The following is a 17,136-nucleotide window of genomic DNA, read 5'->3' as shown; positions in this document are numbered from 1 at the left end:
CAATGCATTCATCATGAGAACCGCTTACCAGTACCGCTTGCGCCCTACTGCTAGCCAAGTCGCCCTGATGGGTGAGTGGCTGGAGCTGCTGCGTAGGCAGTACAACTATCGCCTGGCAGAACGGTTCAACGGGTGGGAGCAGAATCGCTGCAACAGCCACGCTTGCCCGTTGACAGTCTGCCATCTGCCTGTGTTGAAAGACAAGCCCACCTTCGACTCACAGAAACGAGACTTGGTAAACACAAAGGCTCTCTTCCCCGAATACCAAGCGATTCATTCCCAGGTGCTCCAAGACTGCCTACAGCGGGTACAAAGGGCCTTTGACCGATGGCTAAAAGGTGACCGCAACGGCAAAAGGGCAGGCAGGCCTAGGTTTAAGGGAGTAGGGCGGTATCGCTCCTTCACCTTCCCTCAGATGAAGCAGGACTGCATTCGAGGGCAGTTTATCCATCTGCCCAAGGTTGGGCCGGTCAAGCTGGTCCAACACCGCCCTTTGCCGGACGGCTTCGTGATTAAAACTGCTACCGTTGCCCGCAAGGCTGATGGATGGTATGTGACCTTGAGCTTACAAGATCGGTCTGTCCCGGAATGGAGCCCTGACCCGCCAACGTGGGAAAACACGATGGGGATAACCTGGGGCTAAGCTCTTTCTTGGTCACCGATGAGGGTGAGGCGGTTGAGGTTCCTCAGCATTACCGTAGGGCGCAAAAGCCCCTCAAGCGGCTGCAACGGTCTGTATCGCGCAAGCAGAAGGGGTCAAACCGCTACCAGAAAGCGGTCAAGAGGTTGAGCAAGGCACATCAGAAAGTAGCCAACCAGCGCCAGGATTTCCACCACAAAGTTGCTCATCAGCTTTTGCAAAGAGGGAGACACATAGCCCATGAGGCATTGAACATCAAAGGTCTGGCAAGGACAAGGTTGGCCAAATCTATCCATGACGCCGGTTGGGGTGAGTTCCTGCAAATTTTGGCAGCCAAGGCTGAAAGAGCTGGGCTGTTGACGATTGCAGGGGATCCCCGCGGCAGCAGTCAAGGGTGCTCGGGGTGTGGTCGTGAGGTGCCCAAAGAGCTGCATGAGCGGTGGCACGATTGTCCGCACTGTGGGTTGAGGATTGGCAGGGATCACAACTCAGCCAGGGTCATCAAATCCAGAGCGGTGGGGCGTCCCGTTCTTCAAGCTCAGGAAATGTCCTGCCATTGGGCAGGAGTCACTGGGAAGCCTGCACTCTATGCGTCAGCATAAGTGCGGGAGTACGTCACCTCTCCAGATCCGGATCCTCGCCCAAAGCCCGCAACCTTGCTGCCAGACGCTCGGCCCGCTGGCGTTCCTGTTCGGCTCGTTGGCGTTCCAGCTCGGCCCGCTCATCTCCCGTCAAAAGCAACTGCCCTTTGGCATCGCACCAGCGCAGCCAGCGGGCTTGTTTCCCCTCGAAAACTCCGTCCCACAGCCTCAGGCCCAGCTCCACCTGTTCCAGCCAGGTCTCGGTCATTTCCGCATAGTGGCGGCCCCGCAGCTCAAAAAGGCGCAGCTCCTCGGATCCCAGCTCGTGGTTGGGATCAAAAACCACGTAGTAGCTGACCCGCATCTGCTCGTAGCGGCTGAACTTGCCACCTAGCTCGTCGCCTTCGCGGTTGGAGACAATCTCGATCACCACATCCGGCGGCTTGTCAAATTGCCAGAGCAGATAGCACCGGTTCTGCTTCTCCCACCATTGTTCCGGCACCGTGACATCCAGGCTGAGAAAAACATCCGACACAATCGGGGGGCGACTGGGGGTTGTGTAGATCCCGACATTGGCTGCTGCCAGGAAGGTTTTGTGGGGCAGAGAGCTGTAGAGCGAGCCAGTCAGGAGGCGCTGTTGCTTTTCAGAGGCAAAGTTATCCGCCGGGGTATCGTCCTCAGTGACCAGATCAGCGACATCGGGCAGCAGCAGTTCAGTATCCATGGGCAAAGGCAGTCGGGGATGTCGACATCTTCGCCGTTTCCCCTACTTTTTGCCGCAGAGGACAAGGGCGGCAAAGCTGGCCGCTCTCCAGAAGGGATCCCGCCCGCAGAATGGGGTATCACGGCAAAAGGGCTCTCTTTGAGGAGGAACCTTGAACTGCGACGTTTTGGTGATCGGCTGTGGGGTGGTGGGCTGTGCCATCGCCTACGAATTGGCCACAGCAGGGCTATCGGTGGTTGGGATCGACGCCAGGGATCCGGCCTCAGGCGCCACCGGGGCCTCGTTGGGGGTGTTGATGGGGATCTGCAGCCGCCAGCCAGATGGGGAGGTGGTGCAGTTGCGCCTGAAAAGCCTGGAGCAGTTCGATCCCCTGATTGCGCGGCTGGAAGCCGACTTGGGTCGGACTTTGCCCGTCAATCGGCACGGCATCCTCAAGCTCCTCCGGGAGGAGGAAGTGGACGCTTGGCAAGCAACCCTGGCGGCTCGCCGGCAAGCAGGTTACCGCCTGGAGTTTCTCAGCCCTGGCGAAGTGGGATCCCTGCAGCCAGGTTTGCGCAGCGACCTGGGGGGAGCCCTCTACTCTCCCCAAGATCGGCAGATCCAACCCCGCCTCCTTACGCAGGCGCTTGTGGAAGCAGCCCAACGCAGAGGCTGCCGCTTCTTCTTCCATCAGCCGGTTCAGAAGATGCAGCGCAGCCCGGATCCTCCCTTTCGCCTACAGGCAGTTTATACGCCAGCCTTCGCCTTCTCGGCAGGCCATGTCGTTCTCGCTGCCGGCCTGGACAGCTCCCCTCTGGCCGAGGAGCTGGGCTTGCGGATCCCTCTGCAGGCGGTCAAAGGCCAGGCTCTGCGGGTCAAAGCGGCGGGGATCCCCCTGGGGCCGGTGGTCAGCGACGAGGATCTGCATCTGGTCCCCCTGGGGGATGGATCCCTGTGGGTGGGGGCAACCGTGGAGTTTCAGGCCCCCCATCCCCAGCCGACGCTGCTGGCCTTACAGGATCTGCTGGCCCACGCCATCGGCATCTGCCCGGCCCTAGCCGAAGCCACCCTGCTGGAGCACTGGGCCGGCCATCGACCCCGACCGCTGGGGCAGCGCGCCCCCATTCTGGGGCCGGCTCCCGGCTATGTCAATCTTTTGGTTGCCACCGGCCACTACCGCAATGGAGTGTTGCTGGCCCCGATTAGCGCCGCCATCCTGAGGGATTTGGTGCTGAAAGGGGAAACAGCCCTGTGCGATCTAAGCGCTTTTGCCCCAAGACCTAAACAGGGCTGAGCTGGCCTATCCACTGAGGTAGCAAGACTTATGTCAGAATAGAAGGTTGCCCGGCTCAGGCCGGGCCAGTGTGTGATCTGTCGAGTCCTGCAAAGGAGAAAAGAGCCTTGCCGAAATTTGCCCTGAAAGCCCTCTGGCTGGAAAACGATTTGGCCATCGCCGTGGATCAGGTGGTGGCCAAAAACCGCAGCCCCCTCACCCGCTACTTTTTCTGGCCGCGGGATGACGCCTGGGAACAGCTCAAAGCCGAGCTGGAGAGCAAAACTTGGATCAGCGAGGAAGATCGCATCACTCTACTCAACCAAGCCACTGAACTGATCAACTACTGGCAAAACGGCGGACGCGAGCGCCCCATCCGCGAAGCCCAAGCCCAGTTCCCCGACATCCTCATCGGCGGCAACGCCTAGCTCTCCCCTCCCCGCCGAGGCCGCGACTCCAAACCCAACCCATCTTGATGGGGATCCTGCTTTTGGGCTAGATTAGCACTCGGGATTTCAGAGTGCTAACTTTGGGCTCGGCCAAGCCAATGGATCGCCGGGGCCCTTCTGGGATCCCACTCCGCCTGGCAGCGCTAAGCGGCCCAGTTGAAACTAAGAGGATCGGGGATTCTATGGCAAAACAGATTCTGTTTAGGGAAGAGGCCCGCAAGGCATTGGAGCAGGGCATCAATCAACTGGCGGATGCAGTTAAGGTTACCATTGGCCCGAAAGGGCGCAACGTCCTTCTGGAGAAAAAGTTCGGCGCCCCCCAGATCGTCAACGACGGGGTCACCATTGCCAAGGAAATTGAATTGGCGGATCCTTTGGAGAACACCGGTGCCCAGCTGATGCGGGAAGTGGCCACCAAGACCAACGACGTGGCCGGAGACGGCACCACCACAGCCACCATTTTGGCCCAGAGCATGGTGCAGGAGGGGTTGAAGAATATTTCGGCAGGAGCCAACCCTGTAGCTTTGCGGCGCGGCATCGAGAAGACCACTGCCTACCTGGTGGAGCAAATTGCCGCTCAAGCTAAGCCTGTGGAAGGCCGCAAGAACATCGCCGAGGTAGCTACCATCTCTGCCGGCAACGACCCGGAAGTGGGGGAGATGATCGCCAGGGCCATGGATGCCGTGGGGCGAGATGGGGTGATTACGGTCGAAGAGTCCAAGTCCTTGGAAACCCAATTGGAAGTTGTCGAAGGGATGCAGTTCGACCGCGGCTACATTTCCCCCTATTTCGTCACCGATACGGAGCGGATGGTGGCCGAATACGAAAATGCCTATCTGCTCATCACCAGTAATAAGCTCTCCAATCTTCAGGATCTGGTGCCTGTTCTGGAGCGGGTAGCGCGAGAGGGACGGCCGCTGCTGGTGATTGCCGAGGATGTGGAGGGAGAAGCCCTGGCCACTTTGGTGGTCAACAAGCTGCGGGGGGTGTTGAACGCGGTGGCGGTGAAGGCGCCGGCTTTTGGGGATCGGCGCAAGGCCATGTTGGAGGACATTGCCATCCTCACCGGTGGGCAGCTCATCTCCGAGGATATCGGCATCAAGCTGGAGAACGTCACCCTGGACATGATGGGGGTGGCCCGCAAGATTACCGTTACCAAAGACAAGACCACCATTGTGACCGACGGCAGCACCAAGGCGGCGGTGGAGAAACGGGTGGCCCAGATCCGCAAGCAACTGGAGACCACCGATTCCGAGTACGACCGCGAGAAGCTGCAGGAGCGGATCGCCAAGCTGGCCGGTGGGGTGGCGGTGATCAAGGTGGGAGCTGCCACTGAAACGGAGCTTAAAGACCGCAAGCTGCGCATTGAAGATGCCCTCAACGCCACGCGGGCGGCAGTGGAGGAAGGGATCGTCCCCGGTGGCGGGGCAACGTTGCTGCATCTTTCCAAAGGGATCCCGGCCTTCAAGGCCAACTTGAACGCAGAAGAGCAGGTGGGGGCGGACATTGTCTGCCGGGCTTTGCAGGCGCCGCTCTATCAGATTGCCCACAACGCTGGCCTGGAGGGGTCGGTGGTGGTGGAAAAGGTTCTGGAGAAGGAGATGCCCTTTGGCTTTGATGCCCTGACGGGCACCTATGTGGACATGTTTGCTCAGGGGATCGTGGATCCGGCCAAGGTCGTACGCTCGGCGCTGCAGAATGCCGCTTCCATCGCCGCCATGTACCTCACCACCGAAGCCATTGTGGTGGAAAAGCCCGAACCCAAGACGAAAACAGGAGCGAGCCGCTCCGGCGGTGCGGGGATGATGTAACTCCCCTAAACCATGCCCTTGTGGCGTAGGCCCCTATTCAGGGGCTTTCTCCCGTCTCCGGTCGCAGCAGGGGGAAGGCGATGACATCGCGGATGCTGGCAGCGTCGCACAGCAGCATCGCCAGACGGTCGATGCCGATGCCCAGGCCACCGGTGGGGGGAAGGCCGTACTCCAGGGCAGTGAGGAAGTCTTCGTCCAAAAAGTGGGCCTCTTCGTCTCCGGCTGCCTTCAGGGCCGCCTGGGCCTCCAGCCGCTGCCGCTGATCCACCGGGTCGGTCAGCTCCGAGTAGGCGTTGGCCGTCTCCCGCCCGACGATAAACAGCTCGAAGCGCTCCGCCAACCCCGGCTTGCTGCGGTGGGGCTTGGTGAGCGGACACACCTCCAGGGGATAGTCGAGAACAAAGGTCGGCTGGCGCAGGCGGCTCTCGCAGCAGTGCTCGAAGGCTTTGACCAACAGCTTGCCAGGGGAGTCGTGGGGGGAGAGATCGGGGATCCCCTGCTGGGCCAGGGCGGGCAAGAGCTCGGCGGTGGATCCCTTTTCCACGTCGATGAAGATGCCGGTGGCCTCCTCCACCAACTCCTGGATCGTTACCCGCCGCCAGGGTGGGGTGAGGTCAATGGTCTCCCCTTGGTAAGTAATTTGCAGGGATCCCCGCACTGCCAGGGCGGCGTTGCAGACCAGGGCTTCGGTCAGCTCCATCATCGTGTGGTAGTCGGCAAAGGCTTGGTAGGCCTCCAGCGAGGTAAACTCCGGGTTGTGGCGGGTGGAGATGCCCTCGTTGCGAAAGACTCGCCCAATTTCGTACACCCGCTCGATCCCGCCCACCACCAGCCGCTTCAGGTGCAGCTCGGTGGCAATGCGCAAGTAGAGATCTAGATCCAGGGCGTTGTGGTGGGTGATGAAGGGACGCGCCTCCGCCCCGCCGGGGATCACCTGCAGCACCGGCGTCTCGATCTCCACAAAGCCCCGCTCCTCCAGGGTCTGCCGCAGGGAGCGGACGATCTTGGCCCGGTCGAGCAAGGTTTGCTTGACCTCGGGGTTGACGATGAGGTCAACGTAGCGCTGGCGGTAGCGTTTCTCCACATCCCGTAGGCCGTGCCACTTATCGGGCAGGGGCAGCAGGGCCTTGGTCAGCACCTGGTACTCGTCCACCCGCACCGACAGCTCCCCTTTCTCGGTGCGCTTGAGACAGCCCTTGGCCCCCAGCCAATCGCCCACGTCAAGCAGCTTGTCCAGGTTCTTGAAGGCCAGCTCCCCCATGTGCTGCGTCAGCCGTTGCTTTTCCAGGTAGAGCTGGATGGTGCCAGAGCGATCCTGCAGGGTAAAGAAGGCCAGTTTGCCCATGACCCGCCGCGCCCGGATCCGCCCGGCCACCGCCACCTGCACATCCTCCCGCTCGGCGCCGGGCTCGAGATCGGCAAATTGCGCCTGCAACTCGGCAGCCAAGTGGGTAACCGGGAAAGAATAGGCGTAGGGCAGGATCCCTTGCTCCTGCAGGTGGCGGGCCTTTTCCAGGCGGGCGGCCCGTTGGGCAGCTTCGCTGCTGCTGGGGAGAGTGGACATAGGGGTAAAAGGGATAGAGGATTTCAGGGACGGACGGGATCCTTTTTTACGCTTCCGGCGGCGCGATCCCGTGGGAACGCAGCAGCTCCAAAAGTCTTTCGGCCCGTTGGCGTTCTCTTTCAGCCCGTTGGCGTTCTCTCTCGGCCCGCTGCTGCTCTAGGGCGGCCTTTTCGTCGCCGGTGGGTAAAACTTGGCCCTCTCGGTCACACCAGCGCAGCCATTCCGTGTTGACGCCCTCGAAGGATCCCTGCCAGAGGGTCAAGCCCAGGCCAATCTCCTCCAGCCAGGTGGAATCGAAGGGAACCAACTCTCCCCCCCGCCGCTGAAAAAGAACCAGTGGGGATCCCTGCAGCTCCCGCAGTTGCCGCAAAGGATCGTAAACCCCGTAGTAGCCCACGCCGGCGCGGGCGTAGTCCCTGAGTTTGCGGCCCAGCTCTTCTCCCTCGCGGTTGGAGACAATCTCAATGACCACGTCGGGAGGCTTGCCCATCTCCCAGACAAAGTAGGTGCGATCTTCCTTGCGCTCGAAGCTGGCGGGGGGAGCTACCTCCAGGCTGAGCATGACATCGGGCACGAGCGGCGGCTGCTTGAGGGCGTAGAACAGGCCGACGTTGGCCGTGGCCAGGAAGGGGATCGGCTCGCCGCTGTCTTTGGCTCTGGGCTGAAAGGAGGCGTAGAGGGCGCTCGTGAGCAGGCGCTGCAGCTTCTCCGAGTAGATGCTGTCCACAGGCTGGTCGTCCTCGATCACCAGGTCACTGATATCGGGTGGGGGCGGCGGTGGAAACTCCGCTGCCGGCGTCGAGGGCTTGAGGGGGCTAGAAGGTGCAGAAACCATGATGCCGGGATCCTTTGCAGGGCCGCTGCTAGCGACTGCTCGGTTGTTGGTCAATCGAGCCGATATCGAACCATCTCGAGGGTAGCAAAGGTTTTGGGGAAAAAGGCGACCAGAGAGCTTCTCCAATCCACACCAGAGATAGAAGCCCAACCCTGGGCCGAGGGCCTGCCTCCTGGAGCGGGGCAAGAGACAAAAAATCCTGCCCGACCTCCTCAGCTTTGGCCGGATCCCTTTTGGAAAGCAGCTAGCGCTCCGCCTGGGCGTTCAAGCTGGAGACGATCAGGTACACCACGAAAAGAAACAGGGCTACCAACGCCATAGGTCGATCCTTAGGTCAGTCTCTTGCGCCAGGGTCTGTAGGATAGTGTGCCCATCCGGGCCGGGATCCGGTTGCTGTTGTCGCACAAACCTTTATTCTATGACATTTTCCCGTAGCTTGGTTCTTGGCGGAGCTCGACCGCCCAACTGGGCAAGTTGGGGATCCCTTCTCACTGGCCAGGCTCGGAGCTGGGCAGAGCCACCAGCAGAGCTTCCAACACCCGCTGCACCCGGCTCAAGCGCAGGCCAGAGTCGGCCAAAACGGGGCTGTTGGGGATGATGGCGTGGCGGAACCCCAGCTTGGCGGCTTCCTTGAGGCGCTGCTCCAACTGCGCCACCGGGCGCACCTGTCCCCCCAGGCCCACCTCGCCGATCAAGACCGTAAAGGGATCCACCTGGCGATCTCGGAAGCTGGCGGCCACGGCCACCGCCACCCCCAAGTCGGCAGCTGGCTCGGCCACCTGGATGCCGCCGGCGGAGGCAATGTAGGCGTCGTATTTGGAAAGCGGGATCCCCACCCGTTTTTCCAGCACCGCCAAGATCTGCAAAAAGCGGTTGAGCTCGATGCCGGTGGCGGTGCGGCGGGGGGAGCTGTAGCTGGTGGGGCTGACCAGGGCCTGCACGTCCACCACCAAGGGGCGGGTGCCCTCACAGGCGACGATGGTGGCCGTTCCCGGCGTGGCCTGATCCCGGCTGCTCAAAAAAAGCTGCGAGGGATTGTCCACCTCCACCAAGCCAGAGGCGGTCATCTCGAAAACGCCGATTTCCTGGGCCGCCCCAAAGCGGTTTTTGACGGCGCGCAGCAGGCGGTGGCTCTGAAAGCGATCCCCCTCAAAGTACAAGACGGTGTCCACCAGGTGCTCCAGCACCTTGGGCCCGGCCAGGGATCCATCTTTGGTAACATGGCCAACGATGAGCAGGGCCACCCCCAGTTTTTTGGCCACTCGCATCAAGAGGCCGGCGCATTCCCGCACCTGGGAAACGGATCCCGGCGCCGAGCTGAGCTGCCCCCAGAAGATGGCCTGGATGCTGTCGATGATCGCCACCTGGGGCTGTAGGGCCTGGATCTCGGCCACAATGGCCTCCAGGTCGGTTTCCGCCAATAGGTAGAGCTGCTCGCTTTCTATCCCCAGCCGCAAGGACTCCGTCCCGCTAATGCGAGCGGCGCGCAGCTTGATCTGCTGGGCCGATTCCTCCCCCGACACGTACAAGATGGGCCCCCGCTTGGCGAGATGCGCAGCAGTCTGCAGCAGCAGGGTGCTCTTGCCAATGCCTGGATCGCCGCCGATCAACACCAGGGATCCCGGCACGATGCCACCTCCCAACACCCGGTCGAACTCGCCGGAGCCAGAGGAGAGGCGGGGGTGGCTCTCCGAGGAGACTTGGGAGAGGGGAAGGGCCGACAGGGGCATCCCGTTGCCGCGGCTGCGCTGGGGAACGAGCCGCTGCGGTGGCCCAGACTTAGAAGAGGGGGCGACGACCACCTCCGTCAGCGTGTTCCAGGCGCCACAGTTGTCGCAGCGGCCCAAAAACTTGGGGTAGCGCTCGCCGCACTGGCTGCACTCCCAGACGGTTTTGGCCTTGGCCATGAACAGGGATCCCGCCTCTTTCTTAGGATACAAGGACTCCGACCGGCTGCCGCTAGCTGTGGGGCAGGGGAACGGCGGGAATGGGCACCTCTGGCAAGGCCAGGGATCGGCACTGGGCGTGGTGGCGCAGCAGATGGTCGCAGAGAACTATGGCTACCATCGCCTCCACCATCGGCACTGCCCGCGGCAGCACGCAGGGATCGTGGCGTCCCCGCGCCGCCAAGACAGTCTCCCGGCCGTCGAGGGTAACGGTGTTTTGGGGCTGGCGAATGGTGGCAGTGGGCTTGAAGGCCACCCGCAGGACGATGTCTTCGCCATTGCTGATGCCCCCTTGGATGCCGCCGGAGCGGTTGCTGCGGGTGCGCCAGCCGCTGGGGGTCATGTAGAACTCGTCGTTGTGCTGCTTGCCCGTCAGGTAGGTGCCGGCAAACCCCGAACCGATCTCAAACCCCTTGCTGGCCGGCAGCGACATCACCGCCTTGGCCAGGTCGGCCTCCAATTTGTCGAACACCGGGCAGCCCAGCCCGCGGGGCACATTGCGGGCCACACATTCCACCACTCCCCCGAGAGAATCTCCTTCCCGCGCCGCTGCTTCAATTTTTTCAATCATCGCCGCCGCCGCGGCTGGATCGGGGCAGCGGACGATGTTGGCTTCCACCTGCTCCGCCGTCACGGAGCTGGGATCCACCTGGGCCTCTACGTCTTGGACCCGCTGCACATAGGCCAGGATCTCTACCCCTGCTGCCAGGCGCAGGATCTTCTTGGCGATGGCCCCGGCGGCCACCCGGCCAATGGTCTCCCGCGCCGAGGCCCGCCCTCCCCCCTGCCAGTTGCGGATGCCGTACTTGGCCTGGTAGGTGGCATCGGCATGGGAAGGGCGGAAGGTGGTGGCCATCTCGCTGTAATCCTGGGGGCGGGCGTCCTGGTTGCGCACCAGGATGTGGATGGGGGTGCCGAGGGTAAAGCCTTGGAAAACCCCGGAGAGGATCTGGCAGCGATCCGCCTCCTGGCGCGGCGTGGTGATGTGGCTCTGGCCGGGACGGCGCCGATCCAGCTCCGCCTGGATGTCGGCCTCGCTCAAGGGCAGCCGCGGCGGGCAGCCGTCCACCACCACCCCCACCGCCCCCCCGTGGGACTCGCCGTAGGTGGTGACGCAAAACAAGACGCCGAAGGAGTTGCCGTTGGCCATGGGATCCCTGAGCAAGAAGCTGCCCGCTCGCAGGCGGCTGGGAGAGACTGTCTTCTATTCTGCACCAGAAGGCTTGCGGACGACGCGGTGCAACTGACGGCAGCCGGCAATCCCCCGCAACACCAGGTGGGGATCCCAGCGCAGCTCTGCGTCAAGGGGCCGCAGGTGGGGGTAGAGTAGCTCGCCATCGCCGCCGGTTACTAGCAGCGGGCCTTGGGGAAAGCGGCGGCGCCAGTCGGCCAGAAAATCCCGCAAGCCGGCCAGCAGGGTATGAAGAATGCCGCTGCGGATGGCGGCCCCAGTGTTCCTGGCCCAGCGGGGGGGTATGGGAGCGCCGGGATCCCACTCCACTTTGGGCAGCCAGGCGGTGTGGTCGGCCAGCGCCTGCGCCTGCAACCCCAGGCCGGGCAGGATCGCTCCTCCCACCAGGGATCCCTCGGCGTCAGCTCCCGTCAGGGTCAAGGCGGTGCCGGCGTCGATGACCAAGCAGGGCCAGCCGTAGCGGATCCCGGCGGCCCACAGAGCCAGTGCCCGATCCAGCCCCAGGCTTGGGTAGGGATCCCGCAGCGGCACCTGGGAGAGCTCAAGGCAATGCACCCAGGGGGATCGGGGCGGCAAAGGGGCAGAGGCAACGGCAGCTAGCCACAGCTCCGTCTCTTCTGGCCAGGATAGGGGTTGGTGGGCGGGAAACTGCTCCACCTTCACCAAGCTCTCGCCAGCAAACCAGCCCCAGCGCACGTGGGTGTTGCCCACCACGGCGGCCAGCCACCGCTCTGCCTCAGAACTCATGCAACAGCTCCGCCTCCACGCGAAACAGCTCCACCGGCTGATCGGCAGGGATCCCGGCCAATTGCTTGGCGGTGGAGAGCTGCCAGGCCGTCGTCAGAGCCTCTCCGGGCAGCAACACCGCCCCCCGTGTCCCCGCGCGAATGAACAGGCCCATGCGGGTGGGATCCACCTGCTCCAGAGAGGGGATGGGCACCACCCGTCGCACGATGGCCACCTGAATAGAAGCCGACTCCAGCTCGCCGGGTTGCAGGGGCCGATAGCGCCAGTCGCGAGTAACAGCCCCCACCGCCGCCCGGATGGTGGCCCTGGCCAGATCCTCGCCGCCGGGATCCAAGCTGCCCCAACAGCCGCGGGGCCGTCCCTCCCTGGTCACCGTAACAAAAACTCCCGCCGGGCGCCGCCAGTGGGGCGGGATCTCTTCTGGAGCAGGCAGCACCTGGCCAGTGGCGAAGTAGTGGGCGATGGCCTGCCGCGCCAGGGCCGGCAGCGTCTTGGGCAAGGGTTGCGGCTGGACGGAAGCAGGGATCCCCTCCGTCCCGCCGTTGCGGGGCAAGGCGCCTGCCGGGGAACTCGTGGCCGGGGACGGGATCCCGCCAACGCGCCCAGAAACCTCTGGCCGGGATCCGGCCAGCAGCCCTAGCCCTGCCCCCAGAAACAAGGCCAGCAGGCTGAGCGATCGAATGGCAAAGGTGGACACGAGCTGAGGATCTTGCCAACCCAACTCTAGGCTAGGCTATGCCCCCGCTTCTGCAAGTACTTGAAAACGGTGTTCAGATCCTTGTCGCCCCGCCCGGAGCAGTTGACCACCACCCGCTGCTGGGGGCCAAGCTGGGGGGCCAAAGTCTTCAGGTAGGCCAGGGCATGGGCCGTCTCCAGAGCGGGGATGATCCCCTCCAGGCGCGACAGCAGCAGCAGCGCCTCTACCGCCTCGTCGTCGGTAACGGCGTAGTACTCGGCTCGCCCAATTGCTTTTAAGTAGCTGTGCTCCGGCCCCACGCCGGGGTAATCCAAGCCGGCGCTGATGGAATGGGCCTCCTGCACCTGGCCTTCTTCATCTTGCAGCAGGTAGCTCATGGCCCCGTGCAAGACCCCAACGCGACCGCGGCTGAGGGTGGCGGCGTGGCGGGAGGTGTGCAAGCCCTCCCCGGCAGCCTCGATGCCGATAAGCCGCACTTGGGGATCCTGAACAAACTCGTTGAACAACCCCAGGGCATTGGAGCCGCCGCCCACACAGGCCAGCAGCACGTCCGGCAGTCCTCCCCATTTCTCTTGGCACTGCTGCCGCGTCTCCTGGCCGATGACATCGTGAAAGGTCCGCACCAGCTTCGGGTAGGGGTGGGGTCCGGCCACCGTGCCGATGACGTAGTGGGTGGTCTCCACGTTGGTTACCCAGTCGCGGATGGCCTCGGAGAGGGCGTCTTTGAGGGTGGCTGTGCCTGATTCGACCCCCCTTACCTCAGCGCCCAGCAGGCGCATCCGCTGCACATTGGGGGCCTGCCGCTCCATGTCCACTGCCCCCATGTAGATGACGCATTCCAGCCCAAAACGAGCACACACCGTTGCCGTAGCCACCCCATGCTGGCCAGCGCCGGTCTCGGCAATGATCCTTCGCTTGCCCATGCGCACCGCCAGCAGCACTTGGCCAAGGGCGTTGTTGATCTTGTGGGCGCCGGTGTGGTTGAGGTCTTCGCGCTTGAGGTAGATCTGGGGGCCGTCGTAGTGCTCGGTCAGCCGCTGGGCAAAGTAGAGGGGGCTGGGCCGACCGACAAAATCCCGCAACAAGCTGTGGAACTCGGCGCGAAACTCGGGATCCCGCCAATGCCGCTCAAAGGCTTCCTCCAGCTCTGTGAGGGCACTCATCAGGGTTTCCGGCACAAACCGGCCCCCAAACGGCCCAAACCGGCCCTGCGGATCCGGACGCACCCTCGGGTCAAGGGGATCCAAAGCAGCAGGATGGGCAGCAGTAGCTGGGGAAGTCGTGGTCATGGCAGAGGGTTAGCAGGAGTTTGGCAGCCGGCAATAGGAGATAAACTTCCCCAATTCTACAGAACTCTCAGGAAGGAGATGGGCCGACCTCTTTGTAGGGAAAAGATTTCCGGAGTCCTCGGATTTTGGTTTTGGGCGCAGCCTTCTCCAAGAGCAGCCTACACTTAGGGGTATGGAGAGGGCTACCGAGTTAAGAAGATCTGCCGCGTGCCTAGCCTGTCTGCTTGCCGGGCTCAGCTTGGAAAATGGAATCTCAGCCCAGTTAGGTTTTCAACCCTACATCAATGCCCGCTTTGGCTACCGCATCGACTACCCGGCAGACTTTATCCCCCAAGGGGAAGCTGACAACAGCGACGGCCAGGTATTTATCGGGAAAGATGGAGCTGAGCTGCGCGCTTGGGGCGGCTACAACGTCTTTCAAGCAACGCCCGCCAGCGCCCTGCAAGAGGAGCTGCAGCGCAGCCGGGAAAGCCGACGCCGGGTTACCTATCAAGTTGCCGGTCGGGATTTTTTCGTGGTCTCCGGCTACGAGCCAGACGGCCAGCGGATTTTTTACCTCAAAAAGCTCGTCAGCCCCTCTCTAGAGGCTGGCTTTGAATTGGTCTATCCGGCCAGCCGGCGCGAGCGCTACGACCGGGACGTGGAAGCCATAGCCCGCTCCCTGCGCTTTGTGGATCCCTGACCCAGGCCCAAGTTGGGGCATGATCGTAGGGATCCCTGGCAAAACCCCATGGCCGAGAGACCGCTGGACAGTTGGCTGCGGGAACGGATGCAAGCCGTTGGCCTCTCCTCTTGGCAGGCTCTGCAAGCCCGGGCGGGGATCAGCCGCCGCGCCCTCGATCAGGTGCGCCAAGGGCAGTGGGGATCCCTGCGCCTGGAGCAACTGCAGAAGCTGGCTGCCGCTTTAGAGTGGGAGTTGGGATCCCTGCTTGGCGGTGGCGACCCTAGTCCAAGGGGCTCGAACACTGCAGAAGCGATCTTTTCCCTGCTGCAGCCGCTGCTGACCAGCTACCCCACCGTCCGCGAGATTGCCCGGCGCAAGCCCGATTGGCCGGCCCAAAACGTGACGGCCCTCTTCCGGTCGCTGGATGCCCTGCTGCAGCAGTGGGGGTATGAAGCCATCGGCAGCCCTCTTGAGTCCGTCCCCTTCGACCCGCAACTGCACCAGCCGGATCAGCCGGACATTCGGCCAGGGGATCCCGTCTACATCCGCTTTGTCGGCTACCGCCGGAAAGACTACATCCTCTGCCCGGCCAAAGTCAGCCGCTCGCTGCCCGGAGGATTGAGCTGATGGCACCTGTCCCCAAAGCAACGCTGGCTATCGATTTCGGCACCAGCAATACTGTGGTGGCAGTTTGGGATCCCGTCCAAGAAGCGCCCCGCCTGCTCAGCTTTCCCGGCCTTTCCCGCCCGGGCTACTCGGCCATTCCCAGCCTGGTCTATGTCAAGGGAAAAGGCCAGCTCTTGGTGGGGGAAACGGTGCGGGCCGGGCGTTGGGGGGCAGTGGAGCCGCAGCGGCTGTTTCAGGGCTTCAAGCGGGATCTGGTGGCGGAGTTTGTCCCCCCACCGCGGATTCTCGATGGGGAGCGCTACGACGCCGAGAGGGTGGCTCAGGCTTTTTTGCAGGCGGTGATGGAAGCCGTCCAGCAAGAATACCTGCAGCCGCAACAGGTGGTGTTTACCGCTCCCGTCGGCTCCTTTGAGCGCTACTTGAACTGGCTGCGGGGGGTGGCCGGGGATCCCGTTCAAATTGTGGACGAGGCCACTGCCGCTGCCCTGGGCTATGCGGTCGGCCAGCCGGGATCCGTGGTGCTGGTGGTGGATTTCGGCGGCGGCACCCTGGATCTCAGCCTGGTGCGCACCCTTGCCCCCCAGCCGGGCAACCCCGTCCTCAAGGCAGAGGTGATCGCCAAGGCCGACGCCTACGTGGGCGGGGTGGATATCGACATCTGGATAGCCGAATACCTGCTGGGGCAACTGGGGCTGAGCCGGCAGCAGCTGGGGGCCCTGAGCTGGATGACGCTTTTGGAGCAGGCAGAACAGCTCAAGATCGCCCTTTCTGCCCAGCCGGAGGCTGTGGGCAGTTGGTTCGACGACGAGACTCTAACTGCCTATGAGCTGCGCTTGAATCGGCAGGCGCTGGAGGAGATTTTAGAAACCCACCAGCTCCTCGACCAGATCCGCCAGTGCCTAGACGAGGTGCTGCTCAGCGCCCAGGCAAGGGGAGTGGGCAAAAGCCAAATTGAGCAGGTGCTCCTGGTGGGAGGCAGCTCCCAACTGCCGGCAGTCCAAGAGCTGCTCCGCTCCTACTTCGGCAAAAAGAAAGTCCGCTGCGAGCGCCCCTTCGACGCCGTGGCCCTGGGCGCTCTGCAGGTGGGCCGCCAGGTCAAGCTCGAGGATCGCCTGCACCACAGCTACGCCATCCGCCTCTGGGATCCCTGGCAAAAAAGTTACATCTACTATCCCCTCTTCGAGCGGGGCAGCCCCTACCCTTGCCGACGCTCCGAGCCCTTGATCTTGCAGGTGGCCAACGATGGCCAGACCGAAATTCGACTCGATGTGGGGGAAGTGGCCCAGGTGGCCCAGGCCGAGGTGGTCTATGACGAGCTGGGGCGCATGAGCAGCCGCCAACTTACCCGACAAACCGATTTTCGATCCCTGGGTGCTGAGCCGGCTTGTCTGGCCCGCCTGCAGCCCCCAGGTCGGGCAGGAGAAGATCGCCTCAAGGTGGAATTTGCCGTCGATGCCTCGCGGCGGCTGTTGGCCACTATCTTCGACTTGCAAACCCAGCAGCTTTTGGTAGAAGCCCAGCCCGTAGCCACCCTGAGTTAGAGAAAGGCACTCAGCTTCTTTATCGCGCCAAAACCCAAACAGTGCCGCCTGGCCCTTCTCCCCCCTGGGAGAGGGGCTGGGGGTAGTCGCAATGGCAGCGTGGAGCGCTTGGGCGGATCCCTTGTTGAACAATCGCCTATTTTGCTGTAAAGCGCGGGGGAAAAGTCTTAAGCTCATCCAGAATGACTGTATATCCCCTGCAGTGGCTTTGTAATGACTTGACAGATATAGTCATTTCAAATAGATGCAACGTTTCTCTACGTCGTTATTGCTACGCAACGCTGTCGCGAAGGCGCCGGCAGCGCGAAGCACTATCTCTAGCTCCCCTCTCCCCCTGGGAGAGGGGCTGGGGGTGAGGGCCGACTCCCCTGAGCTCAATCTCTCAAGAATTAGAAACGACTGGCCCTACTGCTGACAGGTAAACTAGCTTCCCGTCGTAGAACAGCGCTGAGCCTTGGTCGCCTTGCTGCGAGTCTGCCCGGTACTGATACATTTACGCTGAACACTGCTGAGCATTACTGCTCAGCGGTGAAGCGATAGCATTCTGTCCGTTTCCGTTGTCACTACGCGATGCTGA

Annotated in this window: 14 protein-coding genes and 1 pseudogene; 7 read left to right on the top strand and 8 right to left on the bottom strand. The window is 62.7% G+C overall.

Translation table 11 applies throughout. The features are described from left to right. Positions 1–13: 13 nt before the first annotated feature. A pseudogene (locus tag ACVW0R_RS12540) lies at positions 14–1,242 on the top strand (RNA-guided endonuclease InsQ/TnpB family protein). A gap of 13 nt (positions 1,243–1,255) precedes the next feature. Here the strand turns inward: ACVW0R_RS12540 and ACVW0R_RS12535 are convergent. After that, the gene (locus ACVW0R_RS12535; protein ID WP_011429238.1) at positions 1,256–1,945 is read right to left on the bottom strand and encodes a Uma2 family endonuclease; all 690 of its coding nucleotides are present in this window, start codon (positions 1,943–1,945) and stop codon (positions 1,256–1,258) included. Positions 1,946–2,096: 151 nt separating this feature from the next. Between ACVW0R_RS12535 and ACVW0R_RS12530 the strand changes: the two genes are divergently transcribed. The 3 genes from ACVW0R_RS12530 (at position 2,097) to groL (ending at position 5,457) form a co-directional block, all read left to right on the top strand. Continuing rightward, complete coding sequence (locus ACVW0R_RS12530; RefSeq protein ID WP_071813491.1) at positions 2,097–3,218, top strand: NAD(P)/FAD-dependent oxidoreductase; 1,122 nt, start codon at positions 2,097–2,099, stop codon at positions 3,216–3,218. 77 nt (positions 3,219–3,295) lie between these two features. Further along, the gene (locus ACVW0R_RS12525; protein ID WP_457502138.1) at positions 3,296–3,625 is read left to right on the top strand and encodes a 30S ribosomal protein PSRP-3; all 330 of its coding nucleotides are present in this window, start codon (positions 3,296–3,298) and stop codon (positions 3,623–3,625) included. A gap of 203 nt (positions 3,626–3,828) precedes the next feature. Beyond that, entirely contained in the window at positions 3,829–5,457 is a 1,629-nt protein-coding gene (groL, locus tag ACVW0R_RS12520; protein WP_011429241.1) for a chaperonin GroEL, read from the top strand. A gap of 37 nt (positions 5,458–5,494) precedes the next feature. Here the strand turns inward: groL and lysS are convergent, their stop codons facing one another. The 7 genes from lysS to trpB all read right to left on the bottom strand — a co-directional run bounded on the left by lysS (position 5,495) and on the right by trpB (position 13,727). After that, positions 5,495–7,021 carry a lysine--tRNA ligase gene (gene lysS, locus ACVW0R_RS12515; protein ID WP_011429242.1) on the bottom strand — a complete coding sequence of 509 codons (1,527 nt, stop codon included), beginning with the start codon at positions 7,019–7,021 and terminating at the stop codon, positions 5,495–5,497. A gap of 46 nt (positions 7,022–7,067) precedes the next feature. Further along, entirely contained in the window at positions 7,068–7,856 is a 789-nt protein-coding gene (locus ACVW0R_RS12510) for a Uma2 family endonuclease (RefSeq protein ID WP_240527750.1), read from the bottom strand. A 488-nt stretch (positions 7,857–8,344) separates the two neighbouring features. Then, positions 8,345–9,763 (bottom strand): DNA repair protein RadA, encoded by a 1,419-nt coding sequence (gene radA, locus ACVW0R_RS12505; protein ID WP_011429244.1) that lies wholly within the window; start codon positions 9,761–9,763, stop codon positions 8,345–8,347. 52 nt (positions 9,764–9,815) lie between these two features. Further along, positions 9,816–10,952, bottom strand: coding sequence for a chorismate synthase (aroC, locus tag ACVW0R_RS12500; RefSeq protein WP_457502137.1), 1,137 nt, complete (start codon positions 10,950–10,952; stop codon positions 9,816–9,818). A gap of 54 nt (positions 10,953–11,006) precedes the next feature. After that, positions 11,007–11,741: a pantothenate kinase gene (locus tag ACVW0R_RS12495; protein WP_457502136.1), complete on the bottom strand. Its 735-nt coding sequence runs from the start codon at positions 11,739–11,741 to the stop codon at positions 11,007–11,009. After that, a complete protein-coding gene (locus ACVW0R_RS12490) occupies positions 11,731–12,438 on the bottom strand; it encodes an AMMECR1 domain-containing protein (protein ID WP_457502135.1) in 708 nt (235 codons plus the stop codon). The genes ACVW0R_RS12495 and ACVW0R_RS12490 overlap by 11 nt, the downstream gene beginning before the upstream one ends. Before the next feature lie 26 nt (positions 12,439–12,464). Then, positions 12,465–13,727 carry a tryptophan synthase subunit beta gene (trpB, locus tag ACVW0R_RS12485; RefSeq protein WP_457502134.1) on the bottom strand — a complete coding sequence of 421 codons (1,263 nt, stop codon included), beginning with the start codon at positions 13,725–13,727 and terminating at the stop codon, positions 12,465–12,467. Positions 13,728–13,965: 238 nt separating this feature from the next. Here trpB and ACVW0R_RS12480 point away from each other — a divergent pair, with 238 nt between their 5' ends. The 3 genes from ACVW0R_RS12480 to ACVW0R_RS12470 are packed head-to-tail and all read left to right on the top strand — an operon-like array spanning position 13,966 to position 16,559. Continuing rightward, complete coding sequence (locus ACVW0R_RS12480; protein WP_414348163.1) at positions 13,966–14,409, top strand: hypothetical protein; 444 nt, start codon at positions 13,966–13,968, stop codon at positions 14,407–14,409. A 48-nt stretch (positions 14,410–14,457) separates the two neighbouring features. Beyond that, on the top strand, positions 14,458–15,018 hold the full coding sequence (locus tag ACVW0R_RS12475) for a helix-turn-helix domain-containing protein (RefSeq protein ID WP_071813492.1): 561 nt from the start codon (positions 14,458–14,460) through the stop codon (positions 15,016–15,018). Continuing rightward, positions 15,018–16,559, top strand: coding sequence for an Hsp70 family protein (locus ACVW0R_RS12470; protein ID WP_099812520.1), 1,542 nt, complete (start codon positions 15,018–15,020; stop codon positions 16,557–16,559). The genes ACVW0R_RS12475 and ACVW0R_RS12470 overlap by 1 nt, the downstream gene beginning before the upstream one ends. Positions 16,560–17,136 lie beyond the last annotated feature (577 nt).

This window comes from Thermostichus sp. MS-CIW-15, assembly GCF_054060575.1.
Note: the sequence above shows the minus strand (reverse complement) of the source record. Positions and strands in the feature narration are given on the sequence as shown.